This is a genomic window from Mesorhizobium sp. CA13, from assembly GCF_020165235.1.
In the GTDB taxonomy this organism is placed as follows: domain Bacteria; phylum Pseudomonadota; class Alphaproteobacteria; order Rhizobiales; family Rhizobiaceae; genus Mesorhizobium.
This window is the reverse complement of the sequence record NZ_JAIUHS010000018.1, coordinates 26,191-51,958: the sequence shown is the minus strand read 5'-3', so window position 1 is coordinate 51,958 and position 25,768 is coordinate 26,191. Positions and strand designations below refer to the sequence as shown.

Below are 25,768 nucleotides of genomic sequence, written 5' to 3'. Positions count from 1 at the left end.
CTCTTCATTTGGGATGCCTCAGGCGCGGATTGGCGACGATGGCCGCTATATCCGCGACGATGTTGAGGCCGATGTAGACGGCGGCGAAGATCAGTCCGACCGCCTGCACCACCGGCACGTCGCGCTTGGTGACGTGATCGACCAGATACTGCCCCATGCCGGGATAGACGAAGATCACTTCGACCACGACCACGCCGACGATCAGATAGGCGAGGTTGAGCATGACGACGTTGATGATCGGCGCGATGGCGTTCGGGAAGGCATGTTTGCGGATGACCGCGAAAGCCGAGAGCCCCTTGAGCTCGGCGGTCTCCACATAGGCCGATTGCATGACGTTTAGGATCGCCGCGCGCGTCATGCGCATCATATGGGCAAGCACCACCAGCGTCAGCGCCGCCGCCGGCAGCGCGATCGCCTGCATGCGTTCACCGAAAGGCATGCCGTCATAAACGGTCGAGATGGCGGGGAACCACTGATGCTGAACCGCGAAGTAGAAGACCAGCAAGTAGCCGATGAAGAATTCCGGGAAGGAGGTCGAGGCGAGCGCCAGTCCCGAGATCAGCTTGTCGACCCAGCCATTGCGGTAGCGCACCGCGATCAGGCCAAGCGTTAAGGCTAGGGGAATGGCCACGATCGCCGCCCAGAAGGCGAGGAACAGCGTGTTCCACAGCCGGCCTTTGATCGATGTCGCGATGTCCTGTCCGCTCGACATGGCGGTCCCGAGATCGCCGGTCAAAACGCCGCCGAGCCAGCGGAAATACCTGATATAGGCCGGGTCGTTGAGACCAAGCTGCTCACGCAGATTGGCGAGCGATTCCGGTGTCGCCGACTGCCCCAGGATGGCTTGCGCGACGTCGCCGGGCAGGATCTGTGTGCCGGCGAAGATCAGGACCGAGACGGCCAGCAAAAGGAGGATGCCCAGCGCGACGCGCTGGGCCACCAGTTTCACAATAGGTGAGGACATCTGGGCAGAGCCGGCTCAGGCTTCGAGCCAGCACTTTGCCAGGGCGTAGCCATTCATCAACTCCTGGTGCGGATCGTCCACCCAGCCGCCCACCTTGGCGCCGGTGGCGTCGATGAACTGGTTGAACATCGGCAGGATCAGGCCGCCTTCGTCGCGCACCATGACGGCCATGTCGTGATACATCGCCTTGCGCTTGGCCTCGTCCAGCTCGGCGCGCGCCGCCAGCACCATCTTGTCGAAATCCGGGCGCTTGAAACGCGTGTCGTTCCAGTCGGCGGTCGACAGGTACGCGGTCGAGTACATCTGGTCCTGGGTCGAGCGTCCGCCCCAATAGGAGGCGCAGAAGGGCTGCTTGTTCCAGACCTCGTTCCAGTAGCCGTCGCCCGGCTCGCGCTTGAGCTCGATCTTGATGCCGGCCTTGGCGGCGCTCTGCTGGAAAAGCTGGGACGCGTCGACGGCGCCGGGGAAGGCGACGTCGGAGGTCCTGAGCAGCACCGTGCCGTCATGCCCCGACTTCTTGTAGTGGAACTTGGCTTTGTCCGGATCGTATGTCCGCTGCTCGATCTCGGTGAACAGCGGGTAGGAGGCATTGATCGGGAAATCATTGCCGAGCGAACCGTAACCGCGCAGCACCTTCTTCAGCATTTCTTCGCGGTCGATCGCCAGCTTCAGCGCCATCCTGAGGTCGTTGTTGTCGAAGGGCGCCGTATTGCAGTGCATGATGAAGACGTAGTGGCCCGGTCCCGCATGGTTGCGGATGGTGACGCCCGGCACGCGCTTGATCAGGTCGACGATCTTCGGCTCGACGCGGTTGACCATGTTGACCTGGCCGCCCTGCAGGGCTGCCGTACGTGCCGTGGCGTCGTTGATGACGATGATCTCGATCTGGTCGGCATGGCCCATCTTGTCGCCCTGCCAGTAATTGGCGAAGCGCTCGCCGCCATGGCGCACGCCGGGCTCGTTGGTGGTGACCTTGTAGGGCCCCGCCGAGATGCCGGCATCGGCCTTGTCCTTGCCGCCATTGGGCTGGACGATCAGGTGGTAGTCGCTGAGCAGGTAGGGCAGATCGGCATTGGCCTCCTTCAGCGTCAGCACCACTTCCTTGCCGCTGGCCTTGATGCTTTCGATGCCTTTCATGTAGCCGAGCGCGCCGGACTTCGACTTCTCGTCCGAATGGCGCTCGAGCGTGGCGGCGACGTCTTCGGCTGTCACCGTCTTGCCATTGTGGAATTCGACCCCGTCGCGGATCTTCAGCGTCCAGACCTTGGCATCGTCGGACGAGCCGATCTCCTCGGCGATGCGGTTCTCGAGCTTGCCCTCGGGGGAAAGCTCGACGATCAGTTCGCCCCACATCTTGCCGAAGGCGAACGGCACCTGCGTCATGAACAGGGCTGGATCCAGGCTGTTGGTGGACTCGCCGCCAACCAGGCCTGCCTTGAGCGTGCCGCCCTTGACCGGGCCGGCTGCTCGCGCCGCGCTCGAAAGCAGCGAGTTGGCGAAGGTCGCGGTGACGCCGAGCGCTGCCGCCCGGCCGAGAAAATCACGACGGCTGAGCTTGCCTGAAGCGACACGTCGGCTAAGGAATTCCAGTTCGTTTGACATTTTGAGTTCCTCACTCTGTTGGTTCGACCTTAGTGGTCGTTTTCTTGTTTCTTGTGAGGGGAATAATGACCGCAAGGGAAAGCGGTAAGCAAGACCGAATGCGACATGCCGTGGCGTAAATGGCACGTCGCAATTGGACCAATGCCTTGCCGCTCAAACAAGCGAGCGGGGAACCGCCTGTTCGAAATCGCGTTGGAAGACGAGTTTTTCGCCTTCGTAAGCTTCAATTCGGGCGCTTACGATGAAGTTTTTGGCGTCCGAGCGTATTTCGGCCGATGTTTCGGTGCGCACCGACCATCCGCTTCGCGACAGCGTTTGCGTCCAATGCGTGCGTCCCCCGGCCGACAACGGATCGTCCGGGTGGATCGTCCAGGTCTCGCGGGCGATGCTGCCGTTCGCCAGGCCATGTGCAAGATCGCGCACCTCGCCGAAATCGTCTTCTATGGAAAGCGTGACGATGCCGGTCTTCTCGTCGCGGTCGACGCGGCGTTCCGAATTGGCCGGGCGGATGGTCTCGGTTGCCCAGGGGGAAGCGGCCTCCGGCGCGGCGAACGTGACCTCGTCGCTTGTCGCCAGCGGGCGCAGCGGCAGCTTCAGCGTCGCCGCCGACAGGCTTAGGCGGACCGGCTCCGGCGAGGGCCAGATCATGGGCCAATAGGCGTTCGAGACGGCTATGCGCAAATGGTGGCCGGCCGGCACGCGATAGGCGCACTGGTCGAGCACGACGCGTGCCGAAACGCTCTCGCCTGGGACAAGCGCTTGCGGGAATTCGTGCGAGAGGTGATGCGTGAGGTTGAGCACGCCATAGGAGATCAGCTCGGAGGCGCCATCGGGATGCACGTCGCAGAGCCGCACCGCGATGTTGGCCTGCGGGCGGTCGCAGCATAGCCGGACCTCGACTTCCGGCGCGCCGACGATGTCGATCGCCTCGGCGAGTTCCGGCTGGTCGAAACACACCGACAGCGCGTCGTCGGGGCGCTGGTCGCCCGGCAATTCCGGGCCGAAGGTGAACGGGAAATACTCACCGCCGGCCAGCCCGCAGCTTTGCGGCGAAGCGACGGTGGCGGATTTACCGCCCGCCGGGACCAACTCGATCGTTTGCGTCTTGATGTCGGGCGAAGGCCACTGCCGCTCCGCCACCCAGCGGCCCGGCCGTTCCGGATGCCAGCGCGCTGGCCGCATGCTGTCCATCACATAGGCGCGGTAGGCCGGGTCGGCCTCGACGCCGGTCTCTATGCCCTTCAGCCAGCGATCCCACCAGCGCAGCGCTTCCTGCAGGAAGCCGATTGCCGGCTGGGGCGCGGCATAATGCGGGTATTTGTGGATCCACGGGCCGACGATGCCTTTGACCGGCGCCTCGATGTTGGCGACGAGATGCGAGATGGTGTTGCGGTAACCGTCATGCCAGCCACCGATCGACAGCACCGCGGCTTTGACGGCGGAGAAGTCCTCGCAGATCGAGCCGCGTTTCCAGTAGGCGTCGCGGTGCTGGTGGCTGAGCCACAGCGGCAAAAGGAAGGCCTGGTTCTCAAGCCGTGTCAGCCACAGGTCGCGCCATCTGTTGTCGCCCGCGATCAGCGGGTCCGGCGGCCGTGACGAATAGGACAGCATCGTCGAGGCCCAGCCGAAATTTTCCAGCAGCAGGCAGCCGCCCTTGTAATGGATGTCGTCGGCGTAGCGATCGACGGTCGAGCACAGGCTGATCACCGCCTTGAGCGCCGGCGGCTGCATGGCCGCCACCTGCAGGCAGTTGAAGCCGCCCCAGGAAATGCCCATCATGCCGACATTGCCGTTGCACCAGGGTTGGGCCGCCGCCCAGGCGATGACGTCGCAGGCATCCTGCAATTCCTGCTCGGAATATTCGTCATCCATCAGCCCTTCGGAATCGCCATTGCCGCGCATGTCGACGCGGATCGAGGCATAGCCGTGGCCGGCGAAATAGGGATGCGTCAGCTGGTCGCGAAAGATGGTGCCGTCACGCTTGCGGTAAGGCAGGTGCTCGAGGATGACAGGCACCGGATCGTCGCCAGCGTCCTCCGGCATCCAAACCCGCGCCGACAGCCGGCAGCCATCGGGCATGACGATGCCCATATCGGGGAATTCGACGACCTTGCGGGGAAATTCGGTGACGGTTTTCATGGGCTGGCATAACGCCCCGCTACGCGGCGATTTTCAATCGCCATTCGCGACTGGAGCAGCGAAATATGCGACCTGTACCGCTGCTTGGTGCCCTCAGTTCAGCGGAATGTCATTCTCGGCCTTGTTCGCCTGATAGTCGCCAGAGAGCGCGTCATAAAGTGCTGCAATCTTGCCTATGCGCGCCTCCAGCCGCGCGCGTTCCGCCTCGGGCAGTGCCCGCACCAGCCTGGGTATGGAAAAACTCTTCCAATAGGCGTTCTCGGCATTGTAGCCGCCGGGATCGAGGGTGAAGACCTCTTTCAGGATTTTCAGATCGTGCGGGATGGCGAAGCTGTCGCGCGAGTCCTCATGAGAGAAAAGGTAGTAGAAATTGTCGAAGCCAGTCCAGGTGATCGCCGACAGGCAGAGCGAGCAGGGTTCGTGCGTGGCCAGGAAGATGGCGTCCTTCGTGTCGACACGTTCGGCTTTGGGCATTTCGTAGAAGCGTTTCAGGCAGTGCACTTCGCCATGCCAGAGCGGGTTTTCGATCTCGTTGTTGGTCTCGGCCAGCACCAGCGAGCGATCGCCTTTCTTCAGGATCGCCGCGCCGAACAGCTTGTTGCCATGGGCGACGCCTTCCTCCGTCTTCGGCACGATGTCGTGCTCGATGACATCGAGCAGGCGGTCGATCAACGAAATGTCGGTCATCACAGGGTCTCGTCGGCGAGATGAATCTCGTAGGCGTGCGAAAAATGGAATTCTTCGAGGTTGGAGCCGTCGCCGCCACGGTCGACGATCAGGAAATCCTGGGGCTCGCCGATCGGCGTCAGCACGCCATGCCAGAGATTGCGGCGGTAATTGATGCCCTGCCCGGGCGCGGTGATGAAGGCATGCGGCTCCCCCGGACCGTCCTTGCCGTCATGGCAGACGACGACCAGGAACGGTCGTGGCGACAGCGGGACAAAGGCCTGGCTGCCGAGCGGGTGACGCTCGACCATGCGCAGCGTCAGCGGCAATTCGTAGGGCATGCCGCGCACCATCGAGATCAGCACGCGGGCGTTCGGCCCTACCGCCTCGGCGGTCGCCAGATCATGGTAGCGCTCGGCCTTGCCGCCATTGATCGGGTAATGGTTGTCGCCGCCCATGTCGATGACATCGCCGAACGGGGCAAAGCCCTCGCGGGTCAGCGGCCGCGCGACGATGCGGGTCACGGCGCACGCCCCGCGATCCCGGCACCGCCGAGCTTGGCGTGCCGGTTGACGTCCTTGTACAGCAGATAGCGGAATTTTCCCGGTCCGCCGGCATAGCAGGCCTGCGGACAGAAGGCGCGCAGCCACATATAGTCGCCGGCTTCCACCTCGACCCAGTCCTGGTTGAGCCGGTAGACGGCCTTGCCTTCCAGCACATAGAGCCCGTGTTCCATCACATGCGTCTCGGCGAACGGAATGACCGCACCCGGTTCGAGCGTGACGATGGTCATGTGCATGTCGTGGCGCATGTCGGCCGGATCGACGAAGCGCGTCGTCGCCCAACGGCCGTCGGTACCGGGCATCGGCGTCGGCCCGATGTCCTGCTCGTTGGTGAAGAAGGCTTGCGGGACCTCGAGGCCGTCGACTACCTCGTAGGCCTTGCGAATCCAGTGGAAACGGACATCGGCCTTGGCCTCGTTGCGAACGGTCCAGCCGCTCGACGGCGGCAGGAAGGCGAAGCCGCCCGGCTGCAAGACATGTCTTTCGCCGGCAAGCAGGACGGTCAGTTCGCCTTCGACCACGAACAAGGCGCCCTCGGCGCCGGCATCGGGTTCCGGCCGGTCGCTGCCGCCGCCGGGCGCGACCTCGACGATGTACTGCGAAAACGTCTCGGCAAAGCCCGACAGCGGCCTCGACAATATCCAGACGCGGGTCTTGTCCCAGAATGGCAGGGCGCTGGTGACGATGTCCTGCATCACGCCCTTGGGGATGACGGCATAGGCCTCGGTGAAGACGGCGCGGCCGGTCAGAAGCTCACTCTGGCCGGAATGGCCGCCATGTGGAGCATAATAGGTTCGCTCGGGCATCCTGATCGTATCCATGGGTTCAAACCTATTGCGGAAGCATGTCCTTGAGGCGGAAGAGCGCGATGCGCTCGACTTGTTTGCAGGCGGTCTCGAATTCGACGCCGCGGCTGTTGCCGATGCGCCTTTCGAACTCCGCCAGGATTTCTTGCCTGGTCTTGCCCTTCACCGCGACGATGAACGGGAAGCCGAAGGTGGTGACGTAGGCGGCGTTAAGTTTGGAAAACAGCTCGCGCTCCTTGTCGGTCAGCTCATCGAGGCCGGCCGAAGCCTGCTCCCTGGCCGATTCAGCCGTGAGCCGCCTGGCCGTTGCCAGTTTCCCGGCAAGGTCAGGATGGGCGTTGAGCACGCCGAGCCGCTCCGTTTCGCTTGCGGCGCGGAAGACGCGGCAGAGCGCATTGTGCAGACCGCCGGCGCTGTCGTGCGCCGGGCCAAGTTCCAGCTCGTAGGCGCGCTCGGCGATCCACGGCGAATGTTCGAAAACGCCGCCGAAAGCATGCACGAAGGCTTCGAATTCCATCCTCGAAGGGCGCAGCACCGGCGGCTTGTATGGGTGGGTCTCGCGCCAATGCCTGGCGATGTCGACGCGCCGCGCCAGCCAGACCTTGTCGTGCGACTTCACATAGTCGACGAAGCGCTTCAGCGCCGCCGCCCGCCCCGGCCGCCCGACAAGGCGGCAGTGCAGGCCGATATTCATCATGCGCGGCCGCCCAGCCTTGCCTTCGGCATAGAGCGTGTCGAAACTGTCCTTCAGATAGGCGAAGAACTGGTCGCCCGAATTGAAGCCCTGCGGCGTGGCGAAGCGCATGTCGTTGGCATCGAGCGTGTAGGGGATGATGAGCTGCGGCCTGTCGGTTCCTTCATCCGCGAACCAGTAGGGCAGCTCGTCGTCATAAGTGTCGGAGACGTAGTCGAAGCCGCCTTCCTCCGCCACCAGCCGCACGGTGTTGACCGACGTCCGGCCGGTGTACCAGCCTGTCGGACGCGCGCCTGTCACTTCGTAGTGCAGCCGGATCGCCTCCTTGAGGTCGCGGCGCTCGTCCTCCGCGCTGTGGTCGCGGTAGTCGATCCATTTCAGCCCGTGCGAGGCGATCTCCCAGCCGGCATCCTGCATCGCGGTCACCTGGTCGGGCGAGCGGGCGAGTGCCGTGGCGACGCCGTAACACGTCACCGGCACCTCGGCCTCGGTGAACAGGCGAAGCAACCGCCAGAAGCCTGCCCGCGCCCCATATTCGTAGATCGATTCCATGTTCCAATGGCGTTGGCCGGCCCAGGGAGCCGCGCCAACGATTTCCGACAGGAAGGCTTCCGAAGCCTTGTCGCCATGCAGGACGCAGTTTTCGCCGCCTTCTTCGTAATTGACGACGAACTGCACGGCCACATGCGCGCCGCCGGGCCATTTCGGATCCGGCGGATTGGCTCCGTAACCGCGCATGTCTCTGGTGTAACGCATCGTCCCTCCCGCGGGGCATCGCCCGAAGTATGATCAGGATATCGAAAGGGTGCTTCTCGCATTCCCCCGAAAATTTTTGAAAGTGTTTTTGTCGCACTCCGCTCGACCGGGACTTATGCATCGCCTTTAATTGGCGCACAATTCATCAGTAATGTTTGGCTGTACCGGCCGGTTTGTTCGTATTGGAATGGGAGGCGGGCAATGGCAGAAACGTCGAAAGCCGATGGCGGGCGTCTGACGACCCATGTCCTCGACACTGCGACAGGCAAGCCCGCAGCGGGATTGTCGATCGCGCTCTATCGTATCGATGGTTCTACCAGGACGCATCTGAAGACGGTCGCCACCAACGCCGACGGCCGCTGCGACGCACCGCTTTTGGCCGGCGCGGATTTCCAGACCGGCGAATACGAGCTGGTTTTCGCCGCTGGCGACTATCTGCGGCGCCAGGGAACGAAACTGCCCGAGCCGGCCTTTCTCGACGCCGTGCCGATCCGCTTCGGCATGGCGGATGCCGTGCACTATCATGTGCCGCTGCTCGTCTCGCCCTATGGCTATTCGACTTACAGGGGGAGCTGAGACGTGGCCGAGGTCAAGATCCGCAACGACATCCGCTTTATCCTCAACGGCAGGGAGGTCGTACTGTCGTCCGTGGCGCCTGACGCGACCTTGCTCGACTGGCTGCGGCTCGACCGGTCGCTGCGCGGCACCAAGGAAGGTTGCGCGGAGGGCGATTGCGGCGCTTGCACCGTGCTGGTCGGCAGGCTTTCCGCCGGCGAACTGGTCTATGAAAGCGTCAACGCCTGCATCCGCTTCCTGGGTTCTCTGGACGGCACTCATGTCGTGACGGTCGAGCATCTCCGTGGAGCGCCGGGCCAGTTGCACCCGGTGCAGCAGGCGATGGTGGATTTCCACGGCTCGCAATGCGGCTTCTGCACGCCGGGCTTCGTCATGTCGCTCTACGGCCTGTGGATGAAATCGCCGGACCCGTCGGACGCGGCTATCGAAAAGGCCTTGCAGGGCAATCTCTGCCGCTGCACCGGCTATGAGGCGATCATGCGAGCGGCCCGCGCCATCTCCAGCTACGGCAAAGCGCAGCAGGATCCGCTGGCGTTGGAGCGTCGGTCGATCACGGCCAGGCTGGAGGCGATGCGCGACGGGGCACGGATCGAGATCGGCGCCGGCAAGGCGCGGCTCGTCGTGCCGGCTGACGTGGACGATTTCGCCGCCGTGCTCGACAAGGAACCGGGCGCCACCATCGTCGCCGGCTCGACCGACGTCGGTCTCTGGGTGACCAAGCACATGCGCGATATTTCGCCCGTCATCTTCATAGGCTATCTCGACGGACTGTGCGCCATTGTCGAGGACAAGGGCGTGATCTCGATCGGCGCCGGCGTCACCTATTCCGATGCCTTCGCGATGCTGTCTAAACGCATCCCGGCGCTCGGGCCATTGTTCGATCGCATCGGCGGCGAACAGGTGCGCAACATGGGCACGATCGGCGGCAACATCGCCAACGGCTCGCCGATCGGCGACACGCCGCCGCCATTCATTGCGCTCGGCGCGCGGCTGACGCTGCGCCGTGGAAGCAAGCGGCGCACGCTCCCGCTCGAGGATTTCTTCATCGCCTATGGCAAGCAGGACCGGCAGGCCGGCGAGTTCGTCGAGGCCGTGCATGTACCGGTGCCGACAAACGAAACGAAGTTCGCCGTCTACAAGATCACCAAGCGCCGCGACGAGGATATCACCGCCGCACTCGGCGCGTTCTTTCTGGTCTTGGCCGAGGACCGCACGGTTGCGGATATTCGCATCGCCTATGGCGGCATGGCGGCGACGCCGAAGCGGGCGGCGGCGGTCGAGAAGGCTCTGCTCGGCAAGCCCTGGACCGAAGAAACAGTCGAGGCGGCGATGGCCGAATACGCAACGGATTTCACGCCGCTCACCGACATGCGGGCAAGCGCTGAATATCGGGCTTTGGCGGCGAAAAACCTTTTGTTGCGTTTCTTTGTCGAAACCACCGGCACCAGGGCACCATTCCAGGTGTCGCGCAACGAGGCGGCATGATGAACAAGCACGCCACATCAAATCTAAAGGCCGAGAAGATCGTCGGCGGCGTCGCTACCGACCAGCGTCATGATTCCGCGCACAAGCATGTCAGCGGCAGCGCCGTCTATATCGACGATATGCCCGAACCGGCGGGCACGCTGCATGGCTGCCTCGGCCTTTCCACGGCGACCCATGCCACCATCGTCCAGATGGACCTTTCGGCGGTGCGCGCCGCGCCGGGCGTCGTCGATGTGCTGACGGCAAAAGATGTGCCGGGCGAGAACGATATTTCGCCGACCGGCCGCCATGACGAGCCGATACTCGCAGACGGCAAGGTGCAGTTTTTCGGCCAGCCGATTTTCTGCGTGATTGCCGAGACGCGCGAGCAGGCGCGGCGCGCCACGAGGCTGGCAAGGGTCGAATACGAGGAATTGCCTTTCGTCACCGACATCGGCGCGCTCGATCCGAGCAAGGACAAACTCGTCACGCCGCCTCTGACGCTGAAACGCGGCGACGCGGCTGCTGCGATCCGTCAGGCCCCCCGCCGGCTGAAAGGAAAGATGCGCGTCGGCGGCCAGGAGCATTTCTACCTCGAAGGCCATATCGCGATGGCGGTTCCGGGTGAGGATCAGGACGTCACCATCTATTCCTCGACCCAGCATCCGAGCGAAGTCCAGCACATGGTTGGTCATGCCCTCGGCGTGCCGAGCAACGCCATTACTGTGGAAATGCGCCGCATGGGCGGCGGCTTCGGCGGCAAGGAAACGCAGGGCAACCAGTTTGCAGCGCTGGCCGCGATCGCCGCCAAGAAGCATCACCGGGCGGTGAAAATCCGGCCGGATCGCGATGACGACATGATCGCTACCGGCAAGCGGCACGATTTCCTCATCGACTATGAAGCCGGCTTCGACGATGAGGGCAATATCCTCGGCGTTGACTTCATGTTCGCGGCGCGCTGCGGCTTTTCTGCGGACCTTTCCGGCCCTGTTACCGACCGCGCGCTGTTCCACTGCGACAACACTTATTTCTGGCCGGCGGTGCATGCGCAGTCGGCGCCGCTCTATACCAACACGGTCTCGAACACCGCCTTTCGCGGCTTCGGCGGCCCGCAAGGCATGGTCGGCGCCGAGCGCATCATCGACGAGGTGGCGTTCGCCCTAGGCAAGGACCCGCTCGACATCCGCAAGCGGAATTTCTACGGCACCACCGACCGCAACGTCACGCCTTACCATCAGGTGGTCGAGGACAACATCATCCACCGCATCGTCGCGGAACTGGAAGAAAGCGCCAGCTATGCAAGGCGCCGGCGCGAGATCTCGGCCTTCAACAACAACAGCCGCCTCATCAAGCGTGGCCTCGCACTGACGCCGGTCAAGTTCGGCATCTCGTTTACCGCTACCCACTACAACCAGGCCGGCGCGCTGGTGCATGTCTACACCGACGGTTCGGTGCATCTGAACCATGGCGGCACCGAGATGGGGCAGGGCCTCAACGTCAAGGTGGCGCAAGTGGTGGCGCAAGAGTTCCAGATCGATCTCGACCAGGTGAAGATCACCGCGACGACCACGGGCAAGGTGCCGAACACCTCGGCCACCGCCGCGTCGTCCGGCACCGACCTCAACGGAATGGCGGCGCAGAACGGCGCCCGCCAGATCAAGGACCGGCTGACCGATTTCGCCGCCGAGAAATACCAGGTGCCGCGCGACCAGGTGCTGTTCCTGCCCAACAGAGTGCGCATCGGCAACCAGGAGATACCTTTCGCCGACCTCGTCAAGCAGGCCTATATGGCCCGCATCCAGCTTTCGGCGGCCGGCTTTTACAAGACGCCGAAGATCCACTGGGACCGCGACAAGGGCGAGGGCCGTCCCTTCTATTATTTCGCCTATGGCGCCTCGTGCTCGGAAGTCTCGGTCGACACGCTGACCGGCGAATATGTGGTCGAGCGCACCGACATCCTGCACGAGACCGGCCGCTCGCTGAACCGCGCCATCGACCTCGGCCAGGTCGAGGGCGGCTTTATCCAGGGCATGGGCTGGCTGACGACCGAGGAACTCTGGTGGGATGACAAGGGCCGGCTGCGCACGCATGCGCCATCGACTTACAAAATCCCGCTGGCGTCGGACCGGCCAAAGATCTTCAACGTGACGCTGGCCGACTGGCCGGAGGCCGGTGAGCCGACGATCCATCGCTCCAAGGCGGTCGGCGAGCCGCCCTTCCCGCTCGGGATGTCGGTGCTGCATGCGCTGTCAGACGCGGTGGCAAGCGTTGCCGATCACAAGATCTGCCCGCGTCTCGATGCGCCTGCGACACCGGAACGCGTGCTGATGGCAATCGAGCGACTGAAGAGCGAGGCGAAGGCCTGACTCCGGCAAAACGTGCAAAAAGGGCCGAAAAAGCCTATATTTCCCGACAGGGAATGTGAAGATGAACGCGAAAGTGCAAAGCCTGAAAGCCTTTCTTGGCCAAGCCGGCCGGGTTGCCCTGGTTGAAGTGGCCGGCACCAAAGGCTCGACGCCACGCGAGAAGGGCGCCTTCATGCTTGTCTCGCAAGCGGCGATATCAGGCACGATCGGCGGCGGCCAGCTCGAATATATGGCCATCGACAAGGCACGGCAGATGCTGGGTGGGGAAGCGGCTTTCGCAGGCTCACGGACGACGGCGTCCGACCCTCCCAAGAAGGGGGAGGGTGAAGAGACCCGCCCCGATACCGGCGTGATCCTCGACGTGGCGCTCGGCCCGGAGATCGGCCAATGCTGCGGCGGGCGCGTCGAAGTGTCGATCCGCCTCGTCGATGCGACGTTGGCGCAGGAACTGATTTCGGCCGCGGAAGTCGAGCAGGCTGCACTGCCTTATGTCTATATTTTCGGCGGTGGCCACGTCGGTCAGGCGCTGGCCTCCGCGCTCGCCCTTCTCCCTGTGCGCGCCGTTGTCATCGAAACACGGGCCGACGCGCTTGAAGGCATGCCGCAAGCCGTCGAGACGCGGCTGACCCCGATGCCTGAAGCCGAGGTGCGCAACGCGCCCGCAGGCAGCGCCTTCGCTATCCTCACCCATGATCATGCGCTGGACTTCCTGATTGTCGCCGAAGCCCTGAAGCGTGGCGACACGGCCTATGTCGGCATGATCGGCTCGAGGACCAAGAAAGCGACGTTCAGGAACTGGTTCCTGAAGTCGACTGAGGGCAATGAGGCGGAATTTGCCCGCCTCGTCTCGCCGATCGGCGGTGATGCCGTGAAGGACAAGCGCCCGCCCGTCATTGCCGCGCTCGCGGCAGCCGAAATCATGACCGCGCTGGTCAATCGCGGCGCCGCGCCAAATGCCGAACGGCCGCATGATAGGATCATGGCTGGCTAAGGCTACGTCGTGCCTACACCGGTCGTTTCAAGCCCAGATGGTCGCGCAGCGTGCGGCCTTCGTAATCCTTGCGGAACAGACCGCGCCGCTGCAGCTCCGGGACGACCAGCGTGGCAAAGGCATCGAGTTCGCCGGGGAACCAGGACGGCATGACGTTGAAACCGTCGGCGGCACCGCCCTCGAACCGCGCCTGCAACTCGTCCGCGACCTGGGCCGGCGTGCCCACGATGCGCCAATGGCCGCGTGCACCGGCGAAATGGCGAGCAAGCTCGCGGATGGAAAGGCCGTCGCGGCGCGATTGCTCGATGACCAGGGCCTGCCGGCTTTTCATGCCTTCGCTATCCGGCAGTTCGGGCAGTGGCCCGTCGAGCGGATAGCGCCGAAGATCGGAGATGCTGAGATAGCTGGACAGCAGAGCCACGCCGACGTCGTCGGGGATCAGCTCCTGCAGCTCCTCGTATTTCGTCCGCGCTTCGGCCTCAGTTTGCGCCACCACCGGGGCGACGCCGGGCATGATCTTAATGTCGTCCGGTTCGCGTCCGTAGGCCGCCAGACGGCCCTTGAGATCGTCGTAGAAAGCCTTCGCTTCCGCGAAAGTCTGCGCGGCCGTGAACACCACATCGGCGGTGCGGGCGGCGAGGTCGCGCCCAACATCCGAGGCGCCGGCCTGGACCATGACCGGCGCGCCCTGGGGCGAATGCGGCAAATCGAGTGGGTCGCGCACCGAAAAGCTCTGGCCGTCATGGCCGGAAGCTCCGCCGGGAGCACCGCGCCAGAGCGCGGTGACCACCCGTGCGAACTCACGCGCGCGCTCGTAGCGGTCGGCATGCGGCCGCAAGCCAGTCGCGCCGAAATTGGCGGCCTCGATCGGGCTGGCCGACGTGACCAAGTTCCAGCCGGCGCGCCCCCCGCTCAGATGATCGAGCGACAGGAAGGCTCGTGCCAGCCCGTAAGGCTCGTTGTAGCTGGTCGAAGCGGTGGAGACGAGGCCGATGCGACTGGTCTGGACGGCGAGTGCGGAAAGCAGGCTGATCGGCTCGAAGCCGATCGAGCGCGAGGTCTGACTGGCGATGTTGACGTCCGCTTCGCGCAGGCCGGCCGCATCCTCGCAGAACAGCAGGTCGAATTTCGCCGCTTCCGCCATGCGCGCCAGCGCGATGTAGTGATCGATATCGATCCCGGCCTTCACATGGGCCTTGGGGTGCCGCCAGGCGGCTATATGGTGGCCTGTCGCCCACAGAAAGGCGCCGAGCTTCATCTGGCGCGCGGTCATCGGTCGCCTCCGCCGCTGAGTCCCAGATGCGAGCGCAGCGTTGTGCCCCCATAGCTCTGTCGAAAGAAACCGCGCCGCCGCAGCTCCGGCAGAACGCGATCGGTGAAATCGTCGAGCGCTGAAATATGCGCGGACAGCCGGATGTTGAATCCGTCGCAATTGTTCGCCCGGAATTCTTCCTCCATCCTGTCGGCCAGCCCGCCGACGCCATTGGCGGCGAGGGATATGTCAGCCAATATCCTCACGGCATCCGGTTCGCGCCCGGACGCGGAAACGCGGCGCCTGAATTCGTCATGGCGTGCCTTGCGCCGCGCTGCCCGCCTTTCGTCCAGCAGGATGACATCGGCTGTGCGCGCGGCAACGTCGAGGTCGCCTGCCGCCAGGCCGGACAGGACCAGCACCGGCGTGTCCTGCGGCGAACGCGCCACGTTCAGCGGTCCGCGCACGGCGAAGAATTCGCCCTTGTGGTCGAGCAGGTGCATTTTCCCGGGATCGTGGAAGCGGCCGCTGTTCTTGTCGAACAGCAGCGCGTCCGCCTCCCAGCCATTCCACAAACCCTGGACGATGCCGATATATTCCTCGGAGCGGCGGCGAAACTCGTCGCTGGAAAATCCATCTGGACGGCTGAAATTGGTCGCCTCGCGCGGCGTCTGCGCCATCGTTGCGTTCCAACCGGCGCGGCCGTGGCTGATGATATCGAGCGAGGCGAACCGGCGCGCCAGATTGTAGGGCTGGTGGGCAACCGTCGAGGCCGTGGCGACCAGCCCGATCCTGCTCGTCACCGTCGCCAGTGCGGCGAGCAGCGTCGTCGCTTCGAACAAGCAGCCGGACCCGGCCTTGTCCGGCGCCGTATCGTCGAGGACAATCATGTCCAGCCCGGCCGCTTCCGCCCGCTGCGCAAAGCCGGCCAAGTCGCTGAAGGTGAGCGCGCCGGCCTGCCCGGCCGTGGAGGCAATGTTGAGCGAAACGGTGAGATGCATTGCGGTTAGCTCGTCAGTCGGCGCAAAGCCCATCGACCATGAGGCGGCATCCGCGAACCTAAGTTCGCCTTCGCGCAAGGCAACCCTTTCGACTGGGCCAGGAGCCGCTCACTTGCCGGCCAGTATATCCTTGATCAGCCGCTGGCAGCGCTCGGCCATGAAATCCAGCAGAAGGCGCACCTTCGGGTCCTGCAGCTTCTTGTGCGGATAGACGGCGGCGAACTGCACCGGCGTCGGCGGCGTGGCGGCCAGGATGATCTTCAGCCGCCGGTCGCGGATGAACGGCTCGACCTCGAAGCGCGGCTTGTTGATGATGCCGCGTCCCGACAGCGCCCAGCCGGTCAGCACGTCGCCATCGTCCGTATCATAAGGCCCGTGCACCTCGAATTTCTGCGGCCCGTTCGGCGTCTGCAAGGTCCAGACATATTCGCGCGCGCCGGAATAGCGCAGCATCAGGCAATCGTGCTTCCTGCTGATCAGTTCTTGCGGCTCGGCCGGCTCTCCGCGCGCCTCCAGATATTTGGGCGCTGCGACCAGCACCCGCTCGCATTCCATGATGCCGCGCATCCTGAGGCTGGAATCCTCGATGATACCGAGCCGGAAGGCGACGTCGATGCCCTCTTTCATGATATCGACATTGTGGTCCGAGAGCCTCAGCCGCACCTCGATATCAGGATATTTGTCGTGGAAATCGGGAATGCCCGAGGCGACCAGGCGGCGGCCGAGGCCGAGCGGCGCGGTCACGCGGATGGTGCCGCGCGGCTGGCCGGAAAGGGCCGAGACCGCGGCCTCCGCCTCGGTGATCGCTTCCAGCACCTGCTTGGCGCCGGTGTAGAACACCGTGCCATGCTCGGTCGGCATCAATTGTCGTGTCGTGCGGTTGAACAGCCGCACACCAAGGTGCTTCTCCAACTCCTTGATGCGGTTGGAAGCAACCGCCGGCGAAATGCGCATGTCGCGCCCGGCCGCCGACAGATTGCCGAGCTCGACCACGCGGACGAAGACGGCGATGTTGTCGAGATAGGCCATGCGGTTCAGTGGCTTTCAATCAAGCGGCGTGGGAGCAACCTAGTATTTTCCAATTTTTTTTGAAAGTCATCGCACACCTCGCCTCTTTCCGTTTGCGCGCCACACCGTAAAGTCGCTTCATCGGCAGGGACGACTTCAATGATGGATTTCGCTATTTTCTGGGACTGGCTGAGCTTTGCCGTGCGCTGGCTGCACGTCATCACCGGCATCGCCTGGATCGGCTCGTCCTTCTATTTCGTCGCGCTCGATCTCGGTTTGCGCCAGCGACCGGGCATGCCTGCCGGCGCCTTCGGCGAGGAGTGGCAGGTGCATGGCGGCGGCTTCTACCACATCCAGAAATACCTGGTGGCGCCGGCCGAGATGCCGGAACACCTCACCTGGTTCAAATGGGAATCCTACGCCACCTGGCTGTCCGGCTTCGCCATGCTGTGCGTGGTCTACTATGCCGGGGCCGACCTGTTCCTGATCGATCCCAACGTGCTGCCGATGTCTGTACCGGTCGGCATCCTCCTGTCGATGGCGACGATCGGCGTCGGCTGGGTGGTCTATGACCTGCTCTGCCGTTCGCCGCTGGGCAAGAGCGATACCGGCCTCATGCTGGTGCTCTATTGCGTGCTGGTGTTCATCGCCTGGGGGCTGACCCATCTGTTCACCGGCCGCGCCGCTTTCCTGCATCTGGGCGCCATCACCGCCACGATCATGTCGGCCAATGTCTTCATGGTCATCATCCCCAACCAGAAGATCGTCGTCGCCGACCTCATCGCCGGCCGCAAGCCGGATCCGAAATACGGCAAGATCGCCAAGCAGCGCTCGCTCCACAACAACTATCTGACGCTGCCGGTGTTGTTCCTGATGCTGTCGAACCATTATCCCCTGGCGTTCGGCACTGAGTTCAACTGGATCATCGCCTCTCTGGTGTTCATCATCGGCGTGCTGATCCGCCATTACTTCAACACCGTTCACAAGCGCGCCGGCAACCCGCACTGGACCTGGCTGGGCGCCCTTGTCCTGTTCCTCGTTATCGTCTGGCTGTCCACCGTGCCGAAGGTGCTGACCGGCGAACCGAAGGCGTCCGCCTCGGCGCAAATCTATGTCGCCTCGGCCCATTTCCCGGCGGTGCGCGACACCGTGCTCGGCCGCTGCTCGATGTGCCATGCCCAAGAGCCGGTCTATGAGGGCATCTACCATGCGCCCAAGGGCGTGATGCTGGATACCGACGCCAACATCGCCGAGCATGCCCGCGAGATCTATCTGCAGGCCGGCCGCAGCCATGCCATGCCGCCCGCCAATGTCAGCCAGATCACAGACAAGGAGCGGGCGCTGCTGGTGGCCTGGTTCGAAGGCGCGGGGAAATAAGCATGACATCGACGCTTCTGCGTGGCCGCACGCTGTCCTTCGTGCGCTGGCCCGAAACCATCGATGATCATTCCGCCTGGCGCTACGAGGAGGATGGCGGCCTGCTGATCCGCGACGGCAGGATCGTCGCCGCCGGCGCTTACGCCGATGTTGAAAGGCAGGCAGGCGAGACAGCGAGAAGGATTGATCACCGGCCGCATCTGCTGCTGCCGGGCTTCATCGATGCCCATGTGCATTTCCCGCAGATGCAGATCATCGCCTCCTACGGCGCCGAACTGCTCGACTGGCTGAACGCCTACACCTTCCCGGAGGAGACGAAATTCGCCAACGCGCAGCATGGCCGGCGCGTCGCACGGCTGTTCCTCGACGAGATGGTGCGCCACGGCACGACGACGGTGGTCGCCTACTGCTCGGTGCACAAGGCGTCCGCCGAAGCCTTCTTCGCCGAATCGCATGACCGCAACATGCTCAACATCGCCGGCAAGGTGATGATGGATCGCAATGCGCCCGATGGCGTGCTCGACACGCCGCAATCGGGCTATCACGACAGCAAGGCGCTGATCAGGGAGTGGCACGGCAAGGGCCGGCAACTTTATGCCATCACCCCTCGCTTCGCGATCACCTCGTCGCCGGAGCAGATGGAGATGGCCGGCGCACTATGCCGCGAACATCCCGACCTGCATATCCAGACGCATTTGTCTGAAAACCATGCCGAGATCGCCTTCACGCAAGAGCTCTATCCCTGGTCGCGCGATTACACCGACGTCTACGAGCATTACGGGCTGTTGGGGGGAAAGAGCCTGCTCGGCCATTGTATCCATCTGTCGGAGCGGGAGGCGGACGCGCTTTCGGACTCAGGCTCCGTAGCCGTGTTCTGCCCGACCTCGAACCTGTTTCTCGGCTCCGGCCTCTTCGATTATCAGCGCTACCGCACCCGCGATAAAGCCCTCCGCATCGCCGCCGCCACCGATGTCGGCGGCGGCACCAACTATTCCATGCTTCGCACCATGGACGAGGGCTACAAGGTGATCGCGCTGAACGGCGAGAAGCTGAACCCGTTCCAGTCCTTCTGGCAGGTCACGCGCGGCAATGCCGAAGCGCTGTCGGTGGCCGACAAGATTGGCACGCTGGATGAAGGCACCGACGCCGATATCGTTGTGCTGGATGCCAGAGCGACGCCGGCAATGCGGCTAAGGATGGAGACCACCGAGACGCTGGCGCAGGAACTCTTTCTTTTGCAGACGCTGGGCGATGACCGCGCCGTGCGCGAAGTCTATGTGTCGGGACGGGCTGCCAAGAGCGACATAGCGATTTAGGATGTGTCGACAAGTTCCTTGACCCAGCGGCAACCATCGGTCAAAGCGTGCGGCGACGTTGACAGGGGAACGACATGGCCGTTGCCGAAGACATCGCTCTGATCAAGAGACAGGAGGAAGTCCTTGTCTTTCCCGCCTTCGACGAGGCGGTCGCGTTCAGTATCGGCGCCGCGATCCGCGACCGGGCGCTCGCCGAAAAACTCCCGATCATCGTCGATATCAGGACCTTCGACCGGCCGCTGTTCTATGCCGCAATGCCGGGCTCGAACGCTTCCAACCCCGACTGGGCGCGGCGCAAGATCAATGTCGTCAGGCGGTTCCTGAAAAGCACCTACCGCATGGTGCTGGAACAGCAGCGTCCCGATCGTACTTTCAAGATCGGTGAGGGGCTGGATAGTGCCGACTACGTGCTGGCTGGCGGCGGCTTCCCTGTGACTGTGAAGGGCGCCGGCGTCATCGGCGTCATCGCTGTATCGGGCCTGCCAGAGCGCGAGGATCATGGCGTGGTGGTCGATGCTCTGTGTGATCATTTGGGCATCGACAAGCGCGAGTTTTCGCTGCCACCCGAGGAAAAATCGTGACGTTGACGCCGCCCCTCATCCGCCTGACGGCACCTTCTCCCCGTATAGTGACGGGGAGAAGGAATGCTCACCAGCGCCGGCGACCCTCTCTCCCCGTCTCTTTACGGGGAGACGGTGAGGGGCAGCGCCGACGGTTGCTCAATTCGAAAGACGCCGATGGCGCCAGAGGATGACCTTGTTCGACCCCAAATCCTTTCTCGTTTCAATCTTCGACGCGGCCGTCGCCGCCGCCGATCCGGAGCGCACCATCCGCGATCATTTGCCGGTCAGGCCCAAGGGCCGCACCATCGTCATCGGCGCCGGCAAGGGCTCGGCGCAGATGGCGGCGGCCTTCGAGAAAGCATGGGACGGCCCGATCGAAGGACTGGTCGTCACCCGCTACGGCTATGGCGCGAAATGCGAGCGCATCGAGGTCATCGAGGCGGCGCATCCGGTGCCGGACGCCGCCGGGCTCGAAGCTTCGCGGCGGCTGCTTGAGAAGGTGCAAGGGCTGACATCAGACGATCTGGTCGTGGCGCTGATTTCCGGCGGCGGTTCGGCGCTGCTGCCGTCACCCGCAACCGGCCTGACATTGGCCGACGAGATCGCCGTCAACGAGGCGCTGCTGGCGTCGGGCGCGCCGATCGCGGCGATGAACACCATCCGCAAGCATCTTTCCACCATCAAGGGAGGCCGGCTGGCCGCCGCCGCCTGGCCGGCAAAAATGGTGTCGCTGGTGGTTTCCGATATTCCCGGCGACAATCCGGCGCTGGTCGCCTCCGGCCCGACCGTTCCCGATACCGGCAGCCGGGCGGATGCGCTGGCCTCGATATCAGCCTACGGCATGAACCTGCCGGCCTCAGTCATGGCGCATATCAATTCACCGGCCGCCGATGCACCAGTTCCCGGGGATGAGCGCTTTTCGCGCAACGAGGTGCATCTGATCGCCTCCGCCGGCGTGTCGCTCGAAGCAGCCGCAGCGGAAGCGGGCCGACAGTGCATCGAGGCTGTCATTCTCTCAGATGCCATCGAAGGCGAAGCCCGCGAGGTGGGCGGGGTTCACGCCGCCATCGCGCGCGAAGTGGCGACACGCAACCGGCCTTTCTCAAAGCCGGTGCTGATCCTGTCCGGCGGTGAGACCACGGTGACGCTGCGTGCCAAGGGGAAAGGCGGCCGCAACTCCGAATTCCTGCTCGCCTTCGCCATCGGCATCAATGATGTCAAAGGCATCGACGCCCTGGCCGCCGACACCGACGGCATCGACGGCTCGGAGGACAATGCCGGCGCCTTCGCCGATGGTTCCACGGTCTCGCGCATGCGCGCGGTCGGCATCGACGCCAAGGCGATGCTGGCAGGCAACAACGCCTGGACGGCTTTCAACGCGGTCGGCGATCTGTTCGTTCCTGGCCCGACCGGCACCAATGTCAACGATCTCCGGGCGATCCTGATCCGTTAATCGCTCGGATCAGGCAGCCATCAGCCGCTTCACCTGCTTCATGTCGTCAAGGAACCGTTCGCGCTCGGCCTCCTTGTCCGCACGGTCACGGATGCGCAGGATGAAGGAGGGATGGATGGTGATGAACACACGCATGCCATCTTCCCGCTCGATCGCCCGGCCGCGCATCTTCGTCACCGGAACCGCCTTGCCCAGCAGCGACAATGCCGCCGTTGCGCCAAGCGCCACGGCAAGGTTCGGTTTGATCAGTCCGAACTCCTGGTCGAGCCACCAGCGGCACGCCTGAACCTCACCCGCGTTCGGCTTGGAATGGATGCGACGCTTGCCGCGCGGCTCGAACTTGAAATGCTTGACCGCGTTGGTGACGTAGACTTTTTGGCGGTCGACTCCGGCGTCGTTCAGTATGGCGTCGAGCACCCTTCCGGCCGGGCCGACGAAAGGAGCGCCGGCGAGATCTTCCTGATCGCCGGGCTGCTCGCCGACGAAAATCACCTTGGCGCCGTCAGGCCCTTCGCCGAACACGGTCTGCGTCGCGTCACGCCAGAGCGGACAGCGACGGCAGCCTTTCGCCGCTTCGCGCAGTTCGGCAATCGTCTTGGCGTCGTCGTCCTCCGGGAGGTCGACCGGCTGACGCTTTGGCCAATGCCGCGCCTGAATCTTGACGTGGTGCGGCGCGGGTGCCGTCGGCATTCTGGCAATCATGGCTATAGCGGCCTTGTCCGCTCCTGCGATCAAATCAGGAATGAGCGAGGCCTCGGGAAGGTTCCGCCAATATTTCTTCGGCATCTCCTTCTGCATGGCTTTCACCTTGAGCCGCGCCGGGTTGAAGATGTTCTCGAAATAGGTGCGCCACAGGGCTTCGGTGTCGTCCTGCGTGGGCGCATCGCCCTTGACCGCCCCCGGCCCGATCGCGAGCCTCTCGCCATCCCAGTCTGCGGATGCATAGGGCGTCAGAATCGTCCAGTGCATGCCGGTGAAACGCCGCACGAAGAAATCGGCATTGCGCTCGACGATGTAATGATCGGGCTCGAACCAGGCGACGTAGTGCTCTTCGTCGCCATCACCGATCTTTCGGAAGCGGACGAAGGCATGCATCTTGTGGCTGTCGCGCCGCACCGCCTTTTCCATAGTCTCAAGCCGCCTGATGTCGGGATCCGATGCAATCGCCAGAAGCTTGGGTTCAGTGCGCAACCGCCACAGCAGCCGGTAGAGAAAGGCAAACCGGCCGGGGTCGGAATGGCAGAAGGCGGTTTCGGCATGGCCGATGAAATCGCGCGGAACCACGAGTTGTGCGCCCTGCGGCACGTTTGGCAAATCGCTCAAGGGCCGATCGGAACCGGCTGCGACATGCCAGCTGATGTCCTCGGGCCTGACCTCGTTCAGTGCCAGCCCTCGCGCCGCGTCGCGCCAGCCGGCGAAGTCGGTCTCGCTTTCGAGCCAAACGCTGTGGCGGGTGAGATCGAGTTCACCGGGCTGCATGGTCAAAACAGCGCCAGTTGTTCGCAGGATTGCACGATCTTGCCGCGCAGGCCGGCCTCGTCGGTCAGCGCGCCTGGCGACCAGCCTTCTGCGACGATGAAGGGCCGGAGCTTGGCGATGGAATGGCAGAGCCGGCCGACATCCTCGAGCCGCAGCCGTCGGTGGCGGCGGGTCTCCAGGATTTTTGCGACCACCTTGGCGCCGAGACCTGGAACGCGCAGCAGCACCTCGCGATCGGCGCGGTTGACGTCGACCGGAAAGCGTCCTCGGTTGCGCAGCGCCCAGGCAAGCTTCGGGTCGATCGTGAGGTCAAGCATGCCGTCGCGGCTGCCGGCCAGGATTTCGGGCTGCGAGAACCCATAGAACCGCATCAGCCAGTCGGCCTGGTAAAGTCGGTGTTCGCGCATCAACGGAGGCTTCTGCAGCGGCAGCGACGACGAGGAATCCGGGATCGGGCTGAAGGCCGAATAATAGACCCGCCGCAGGTGGTAGCTGCCGTAGAGTCGGGCGCTGGTGTGCAGGATGCCGTCGTCCGAGGTCTTGTCGGCGCCGATGATCATCTGCGTCGACTGGCCGCCCGGCGCGAAACGTTCGCGCTTTTTGGTCAGCGTCGGCTCGGCTTTTTCTTCCATCTTCCGGCGCAGCCTGGCCATGGAAAGGCGGATGGTTTCCGGCTTCTTTTCGGGCGCCAGTCGCTTCACACCCTCATCGGTGGGGAGCTCGACATTGATCGACAGCCGGTCGGCATAGAGCCCTGCCTTCTCGATCAGTTCCGTCGAAGTTTCCGGGATGGTTTTCAGGTGAATATAACCCGAGAACTTCTCTTCCAGCCGCAGCTTCCGCGCCACTTCGACCATCTCGCCCATGGTTTCATCAGGCGAGCGGATGACGCCTGAGGACAGGAACAAGCCCTCGATATAGTTGCGTCGGTAGAAATCCATGGTCAGCTTGACCACTTCGTCGATGCTGAAGCGGGCGCGGCGCACATTGGAGGAAGAGCGGTTGATGCAATAGCTGCAATCATAGATGCAAAAATTGGTGAGCAGGACTTTCAACAGCGAAATGCAGCGGCCATCGGGTGCGTAGGAATGGCAGATGCCCATGCCTTCGGTGGAGCCGATGCCGCCGGATTTCAGCGAATCCTTTTTCGCCGCGCCTGATGAGGCGCAGGAAGCGTCATATTTGGCCGCATCGGACAGGATCGCAAGCTTTTCGCGGATGGTGAGCGCGCTCATACGTTCATGATATGTTCCGAAACGGCGCTGCGCCACCTAATTTGAGGGCGGCGGCGAAAAAGTGATCGCCGCGCGAATCACCATGGCATCAGACCTCGTGCAGATAGAGGTGATAGTCCAGCTCGCTGACCGTGCGCGCCACGCGCAGGTATTCGGACTGCTTGATCGCCACGAAGGTGCGGTGCAGGTCTTCGCCAAGCGCGCCTTTTAGGAAGCTGGACGCCTTGGCCGCTTCGATGGCGGCGCGCCAGTCGACCGGCATGGTCGTGCGCGTCACCGCCGCCTCATAACCGTTTCCGGTCGTCTCGGGGCCAGGATCGAGGCCTTCGTCGAGCCCCTTGACGATGCCGGCAAGCACGGTTGCCGCGATCAGATACGGGTTGGCGTCGACGCCCGACGGCCGATGCTCGATGCGCCGGTTCCTGGCGTCGCCCGCCGGCACGCGCAGCGCCACCGACCGGTTGTTGACGCCCCAGGTCGGAGCCACCGGCGCATAGGATTGCGAGACGAAGCGCCGCCAGGAATTGGCGTGCGGCGCAAACACCAGCATCGATTCCGCCATGGTCTGGATCAGGCCGCCCAGCCCGCGCAGCAGCGGCAGCGACCAGCTCTCGCCGCCGGCCTCCGAAAAAACGTTTCGGCCAGACTTGTCCTGCAGCGAGACGTGGAAATGCATGCCGGAGCCGGCATATTTCTCGATCGGCTTGGCCATGAAGCAAGCGGTGACGCCATGGCGACGCGCCTGCGCCCGCACCAGCCGTTTCAGCATGACGAGGTCGTCAGCCGCCCGCATCACGTCCTTGCGGTAGTTGAGCGTCAACTCGTACTGGCCGGGCGCATATTCGGAGATCACGGTCTCCGCCGGAATGCCCTGTGCCTTGGCCGCGGCATAGATGTCGGAGAACAGCGGCTCCATGCCGTGCAGATGGTCGACCGAGTAGACCTCGGTCTTGCCCGAGACGCGGCCGTCCAGCACGGCGCGCGCCGGCTGCACCTTGCCGTCGCTGTCGCGCTCGTTGGCGAGGAGAAAAAATTCGAGCTCGAAGGCGCCGGCCGGGTACAACCCCTTGGACGCCAATATGTCGACCTGCCTTGCCAGCGCCAGCCGTGGGTCCGATGCCATCGGCGCGCCGTCGAGATGATACATCGCCATCAGCACCTGGCCGCGCGGCGGGTTGGTGCCGTGGAGCGGCACCAGCGTGCCAGGAATCGGCCAGGCGCGCAGATCGCCGTCGCCGGTGGTCCAGATCAGTCCGGTTTCGTGCACGTCCTCGCCGGTGATGTCGAGGCCGAGGATCGAGATCGGCATGTGCCGGCCGCCTTCGAAGATGGCTTTCAGCTCGTGCCGGCGCACGATCTTGCCGCGGCCGACGCCGTTGGCATCGGTCAGCACGATGTCGAAGGCTTCGATCTCGGGATGGGCGTCGAGAAAGGCCTGCGCTTCGGTGGGCGAGGAGCCGGAAGGTGAGGTCACGGTGGCACTATCCATGGCCGCTT

The 25,768-nt window shown here is 63.8% G+C and carries 21 protein-coding genes; 8 read left to right on the top strand and 13 right to left on the bottom strand.

Annotated features, from left to right (window positions below):
* Nucleotides 1-4: 4 nt before the first annotated feature.
* The 7 genes from LB566_RS28295 to puuE form a co-directional block, all read right to left on the bottom strand.
* Nucleotides 5-964: an ABC transporter permease gene (locus tag LB566_RS28295; RefSeq protein ID WP_140550360.1), complete on the bottom strand. Its 960-nt coding sequence runs from the start codon at nt 962-964 to the stop codon at nt 5-7.
* A 15-nt stretch (nt 965-979) separates the two neighbouring features.
* Entirely contained in the window at nt 980-2,566 is a 1,587-nt protein-coding gene (locus tag LB566_RS28290; RefSeq protein WP_140550359.1) for an ABC transporter substrate-binding protein, read from the bottom strand.
* A gap of 153 nt (nt 2,567-2,719) precedes the next feature.
* Nucleotides 2,720-4,705 carry a CocE/NonD family hydrolase gene (locus LB566_RS28285; RefSeq protein ID WP_224629230.1) on the bottom strand — a complete coding sequence of 662 codons (1,986 nt, stop codon included), beginning with the start codon at nt 4,703-4,705 and terminating at the stop codon, nt 2,720-2,722.
* 93 nt (nt 4,706-4,798) lie between these two features.
* A complete protein-coding gene (locus LB566_RS28280) occupies nt 4,799-5,392 on the bottom strand; it encodes a nucleoside deaminase (RefSeq protein ID WP_224629228.1) in 594 nt (197 codons plus the stop codon).
* Nucleotides 5,392-5,895: an ureidoglycolate lyase gene (locus LB566_RS28275; protein ID WP_224629225.1), complete on the bottom strand. Its 504-nt coding sequence runs from the start codon at nt 5,893-5,895 to the stop codon at nt 5,392-5,394. The genes LB566_RS28280 and LB566_RS28275 overlap by 1 nt, the downstream gene beginning before the upstream one ends.
* Entirely contained in the window at nt 5,892-6,755 is an 864-nt protein-coding gene (locus tag LB566_RS28270) for a bifunctional allantoicase/(S)-ureidoglycine aminohydrolase (protein ID WP_224629223.1), read from the bottom strand. Before LB566_RS28270 ends, LB566_RS28275 begins: the two co-directional genes overlap by 4 nt.
* Nucleotides 6,756-6,765: 10 nt before the next feature.
* Complete coding sequence (puuE, locus tag LB566_RS28265) at nt 6,766-8,190, bottom strand: allantoinase PuuE (protein WP_224629220.1); 1,425 nt, start codon at nt 8,188-8,190, stop codon at nt 6,766-6,768.
* Nucleotides 8,191-8,391: 201 nt separating this feature from the next.
* On the opposite strand from puuE, the gene uraH reads away from it, so the two are divergent.
* The 4 genes from uraH to xdhC all read left to right on the top strand — a co-directional run bounded on the left by uraH (nt 8,392) and on the right by xdhC (nt 13,587).
* Nucleotides 8,392-8,766, top strand: coding sequence for a hydroxyisourate hydrolase (uraH, locus tag LB566_RS28260; RefSeq protein WP_224629218.1), 375 nt, complete (start codon nt 8,392-8,394; stop codon nt 8,764-8,766).
* 3 nt (nt 8,767-8,769) lie between these two features.
* Entirely contained in the window at nt 8,770-10,251 is a 1,482-nt protein-coding gene (xdhA, locus tag LB566_RS28255; protein ID WP_224629216.1) for a xanthine dehydrogenase small subunit, read from the top strand.
* Nucleotides 10,251-12,596 (top strand): xanthine dehydrogenase molybdopterin binding subunit, encoded by a 2,346-nt coding sequence (gene xdhB / locus LB566_RS28250; RefSeq protein WP_224629283.1) that lies wholly within the window; start codon nt 10,251-10,253, stop codon nt 12,594-12,596. Before xdhA ends, xdhB begins: the two co-directional genes overlap by 1 nt.
* Before the next feature lie 61 nt (nt 12,597-12,657).
* On the top strand, nt 12,658-13,587 hold the full coding sequence (gene xdhC / locus LB566_RS28245; RefSeq protein WP_224629214.1) for a xanthine dehydrogenase accessory protein XdhC: 930 nt from the start codon (nt 12,658-12,660) through the stop codon (nt 13,585-13,587).
* Between the two features lie 13 nt (nt 13,588-13,600).
* Here xdhC and LB566_RS28240 read toward each other — a convergent pair whose 3' ends face one another.
* The 3 genes from LB566_RS28240 to LB566_RS28230 all read right to left on the bottom strand — a co-directional run bounded on the left by LB566_RS28240 (nt 13,601) and on the right by LB566_RS28230 (nt 16,869).
* On the bottom strand, nt 13,601-14,860 hold the full coding sequence (locus LB566_RS28240) for an LLM class flavin-dependent oxidoreductase (protein WP_224629211.1): 1,260 nt from the start codon (nt 14,858-14,860) through the stop codon (nt 13,601-13,603).
* Complete coding sequence (locus LB566_RS28235) at nt 14,857-15,840, bottom strand: LLM class flavin-dependent oxidoreductase (RefSeq protein WP_224629210.1); 984 nt, start codon at nt 15,838-15,840, stop codon at nt 14,857-14,859. The genes LB566_RS28240 and LB566_RS28235 overlap by 4 nt, the downstream gene beginning before the upstream one ends.
* Nucleotides 15,841-15,948: 108 nt before the next feature.
* Nucleotides 15,949-16,869 carry a LysR family transcriptional regulator gene (locus LB566_RS28230; RefSeq protein WP_140550348.1) on the bottom strand — a complete coding sequence of 307 codons (921 nt, stop codon included), beginning with the start codon at nt 16,867-16,869 and terminating at the stop codon, nt 15,949-15,951.
* A 138-nt stretch (nt 16,870-17,007) separates the two neighbouring features.
* On the opposite strand from LB566_RS28230, the gene LB566_RS28225 reads away from it, so the two are divergent.
* The 4 genes from LB566_RS28225 to LB566_RS28210 all read left to right on the top strand — a co-directional run bounded on the left by LB566_RS28225 (nt 17,008) and on the right by LB566_RS28210 (nt 21,557).
* A complete protein-coding gene (locus tag LB566_RS28225; protein WP_224629208.1) occupies nt 17,008-18,225 on the top strand; it encodes a urate hydroxylase PuuD in 1,218 nt (405 codons plus the stop codon).
* A gap of 2 nt (nt 18,226-18,227) precedes the next feature.
* The gene (gene guaD, locus LB566_RS28220) at nt 18,228-19,541 is read left to right on the top strand and encodes a guanine deaminase (protein ID WP_224629206.1); all 1,314 of its coding nucleotides are present in this window, start codon (nt 18,228-18,230) and stop codon (nt 19,539-19,541) included.
* 74 nt (nt 19,542-19,615) lie between these two features.
* The gene (locus tag LB566_RS28215; protein WP_224629204.1) at nt 19,616-20,122 is read left to right on the top strand and encodes a heme-degrading domain-containing protein; all 507 of its coding nucleotides are present in this window, start codon (nt 19,616-19,618) and stop codon (nt 20,120-20,122) included.
* 169 nt (nt 20,123-20,291) lie between these two features.
* Nucleotides 20,292-21,557 (top strand): glycerate kinase, encoded by a 1,266-nt coding sequence (locus tag LB566_RS28210; RefSeq protein WP_224629203.1) that lies wholly within the window; start codon nt 20,292-20,294, stop codon nt 21,555-21,557.
* Between the two features lie 9 nt (nt 21,558-21,566).
* On the opposite strand, the gene LB566_RS28205 is transcribed toward LB566_RS28210, so the two are convergent.
* The 3 genes from LB566_RS28205 to LB566_RS28195 form a co-directional block, all read right to left on the bottom strand.
* Complete coding sequence (locus tag LB566_RS28205) at nt 21,567-23,036, bottom strand: UdgX family uracil-DNA binding protein (protein ID WP_224629202.1); 1,470 nt, start codon at nt 23,034-23,036, stop codon at nt 21,567-21,569.
* A 2-nt stretch (nt 23,037-23,038) separates the two neighbouring features.
* A complete protein-coding gene (locus tag LB566_RS28200; RefSeq protein WP_224629201.1) occupies nt 23,039-24,271 on the bottom strand; it encodes a putative DNA modification/repair radical SAM protein in 1,233 nt (410 codons plus the stop codon).
* Nucleotides 24,272-24,359: 88 nt separating this feature from the next.
* Nucleotides 24,360-25,760 (bottom strand): glutamine synthetase family protein, encoded by a 1,401-nt coding sequence (locus LB566_RS28195; protein WP_224629282.1) that lies wholly within the window; start codon nt 25,758-25,760, stop codon nt 24,360-24,362.
* Between the last annotated feature and the right edge of the window lie 8 nt (nt 25,761-25,768).